The organism is Dokdonella sp., assembly GCF_035703485.1.
Taxonomy (GTDB): Bacteria; Pseudomonadota; Gammaproteobacteria; order Xanthomonadales; family Rhodanobacteraceae; genus Dokdonella.
In genome coordinates, this window is the sequence record NZ_DASSYD010000115.1 from 1 (window position 1) to 2,912 (window position 2,912).

At 62.5% G+C, this 2,912-nt stretch carries 3 protein-coding genes; 2 read left to right on the forward strand and 1 reads right to left on the reverse strand.

Features of this window, described 5'->3' with window-relative positions; genetic code table 11:
- Positions 1–118: 118 nt before the first annotated feature.
- Positions 119–1,615 (forward strand): IS21 family transposase, encoded by a 1,497-nt coding sequence (istA, locus tag VFN25_RS08585; protein ID WP_291139716.1) that lies wholly within the window; start codon positions 119–121, stop codon positions 1,613–1,615.
- On the forward strand, positions 1,608–2,414 hold the full coding sequence (istB, locus tag VFN25_RS08590; protein WP_325140848.1) for an IS21-like element helper ATPase IstB: 807 nt from the start codon (positions 1,608–1,610) through the stop codon (positions 2,412–2,414). Before istA ends, istB begins: the two co-directional genes overlap by 8 nt.
- 95 nt (positions 2,415–2,509) lie before the next feature.
- On the opposite strand, the gene VFN25_RS08595 is transcribed toward istB, so the two are convergent.
- Positions 2,510–2,912 (reverse strand): hypothetical protein (locus tag VFN25_RS08595; RefSeq protein ID WP_325140850.1); only part of this gene is annotated, 403 nt, incomplete at its 5' end.

The following is a 2,912-nucleotide window of genomic DNA, read 5'->3' on the forward strand; positions in this document are numbered from 1 at the left end:
TGTTGCTGCGCGTTGAAAATTGACCATAAATCGAGGGTTCTGCTCGCTGAAAATTGACCAGGGTGTTCTGACCTAACCTGCCGGCCTTTTGGACCGGCAGGGAGACGAGGTGCACACCATGGCAACGTACGCAAAAGTGCGACGGATGCGGCTCCGCGAGGGGCTGTCGATAAGCGAGATCGCCAGACGAACGAGTCTGTCGAGGAATACGATCAAGGCGTGGCTGCGGGAGTCGACCCGCAGCGAGATGCGCTACCGGCGCGAGACTGGCCCAAAGAAACTCGATGGACATCGAGAATGGTTGCGACAGGCGCTTGAGATCGATGCCCGTCGTCCAAGAAAGGAGCGGCGCACGGCGCTGCGGCTGTTCGCTCAACTGCAGGCGGAAGGCTTTGCCGGCAGCTACACCCGAGTCACGGAGGCGATCCGTGCCTGGCGCGCCGAGTCCGGCGCGGTGACGGCGCGCTCGGCCTTTGTGCCGTTGCGCTTCGAGTGGGGTGAAGCGTTCCAGTTTGATTGGAGCGAGGAAGGCATCGTCATTGGCGGCGTCTGGCGCAAGGTGCAACTGGCGCACATGAAGCTGTGCGCATCGCGGGCATTCTGGCTGGTGGCCTACCCGGCGCAGAGTCACGAGATGCTGTTCGATGCGCATCTGCGTTGTCTGACCGGGCTGGGTGGCATCGCTCGGCGCGGCATCTACGACAACATGAAGACCGCAGTGGATCGGGTGCCGGGCCGCGGCAAGGCGCGGATCGTCAACGCGCGGTTTGCCGCGATGACGGCGCACTATCTGATCGACCCGGACTTCTGCAATGTGGGCTCGGGTTGGGAAAAGGGGCGTGTCGAGAAGGGCGTGCAGGACTCCCGTCGCCGCATCTGGCAGCGCGCGCAGGAGCAGCGCTTCTCCACCTTCGCCGAGCTGAACGTATGGCTGGCCACGCAGTGCATCGAAGGCCGCAGCGCAGCGCATCCGGACTTTCCCGGCATGAGCATTACCGAGGCGCTGGAGCACGAGGTGGCGCACCTGATGCCGATGACGGCACCGTTTGATGGCTACATCGAATCACCCGCGCGGGTATCGAGCACGTGCCTGGTCTCGGCGGCGCGCAATCGCTACTCGGTGCCCTGCGCCTTTGCCGGTCACCGGGTCAGCGTGCGGCTGTATCCGGAACGCATCGTCATCGTGGGTGACCAGGAGGTCATCGCCGAGCACCCGCGGGCGACCGAGCGCGACCACGTGGTCTACGACTGGCAGCACTACGTGCCGCTGATCGCGCGCAAGCCTGGCGCGCTGCGCAACGGCGCGCCGTTTGCCGACATGCCGGAGCCGCTCAAGCGTCTCAGTCGTGCGCTGCTGCGCCGCCCAGGCGGTGATCGGGTCATGGCGCAGGTATTGGCGGCGGTGCCTCGGCATGGACTGGAGGGGGTGCTGGTCGCCGTTGATCTGGTGCTCGAAGTAGGGCATCCCAGCGCCGAGCACGTGCTCAATGTCCTCGCCCGACTGAGTGAGGGGCCGCCACCGGAAGCAGTCAGCACATCGCTTGTTGTTGAAGAGCCGCCGACCACCGACACCCGTCGCTACGACACGCTGCGCGAGGAGATGACCCATGTCTGATCTGATATCCGAACTCAAGCAGCTGCGCCTGTACGGTATGGCCAGCAGCTATGCCGAGGTACTGCAGAACAGCGCCGGCGGCGGCACCGAACAGGCCGAGTGGCTGCTGCGCCATCTGATCACCGCCGAGCAGACCGACCGCGGTCTGCGCTCGATCCGCTACCAGATGCATGCCGCCAAGTTCCCCGTGCATCGTGATCTTGCCGGGTTCGAGTTTGATCGGTCCAAGGTTGATCGCCAGCAGATCAGCGTGTTTGCCACCACCGAGTTCACCGAGCGGGCCGAGAACATCGTCCTGATCGGCGGCACCGGCACCGGCAAGACCCACCTCGCCACCGCGCTGGGCATCCAGGCGATCACCCGCCACGGCAAGCGCGTGCGGTTCTATTCCACTGTCGATCTGGTCAATCAGTTGGAGCAGGAGAGGGCAGCGGGACGATCAGGTCGTTTGGCCAACCAGCTCATGCATCTGGATCTGGTCATCCTTGACGAACTCGGCTACCTGCCGTTCTCACAAGCCGGCGGGGCGCTGCTGTTCCATCTGCTATCCAAACTCTACGAGCACACCAGTGTCATCATCACCACCAATCTGGTGTTTGCCGAATGGGCCAACGTGTTCATCGACGCCAAGCTGACCACGGCCCTGCTCGACCGACTGACCCACCACTGCCACATCGTCGAGACGGGCAACGAATCCTTCCGATTCCACCAGAGCAGCGGCCAGGCCAAAGCCCGAATCAAGTCGCGAGAGCAAGCCAAGCAGCGAGCCAACAAGGAGGTGATCGAAGAACCCTTCTGATCCCACTGACTCACGCTCAGAGTTACACTCCGACCACGCCGCGGGAGCTCTCCCTCGGCCTTCATCCCTGGTCAATTTTCAACGAGCAGAGATGGTCAGTTTTCAACGAGCGCCAACAGGTTGGAGGCATTAATGACAAAGCGGGGATTGTCAGGGAGATCTTGAAGCGTTGCCTTGCCGTAGAGGTGCTTCTCGAAGGCAGCGACGACGTGGTCGTTGATGGACCCAGGCAAGAAGATGTCTAGCAGTAGGTGCCACGCGCCTTTCTTGTCCATGCCGGCCACAGGGACGTTGGAAAATTTTCGAATAGGTTCGGCGACATGCTCGACGAAGCGAGCGATCAAACCGGGGCTGTCGACGGACAGCTCCGACCACTTCAATGCAAGCATCGCCGAAGTGATGGATCCGCCCGATACGCTGGAGATGCGCTTGAGCGTGCCGACGGGCTTTCGAGATCCGTCACGCATTGGGATGTCATGGTCACCAGAACCCAGAAAA

What these genes read in the sequence shown, in the direction of transcription:
- istA (WP_291139716.1), top strand. Translation starts at nt 119, where the DNA reads ATGGCAACGTACGCAAAAGTGCGACGGATGCGGCTCCGCGAGGGGCTG.
- istB (WP_325140848.1), top strand. Translation starts at nt 1,608, where the DNA reads ATGTCTGATCTGATATCCGAACTCAAGCAGCTGCGCCTGTACGGTATG.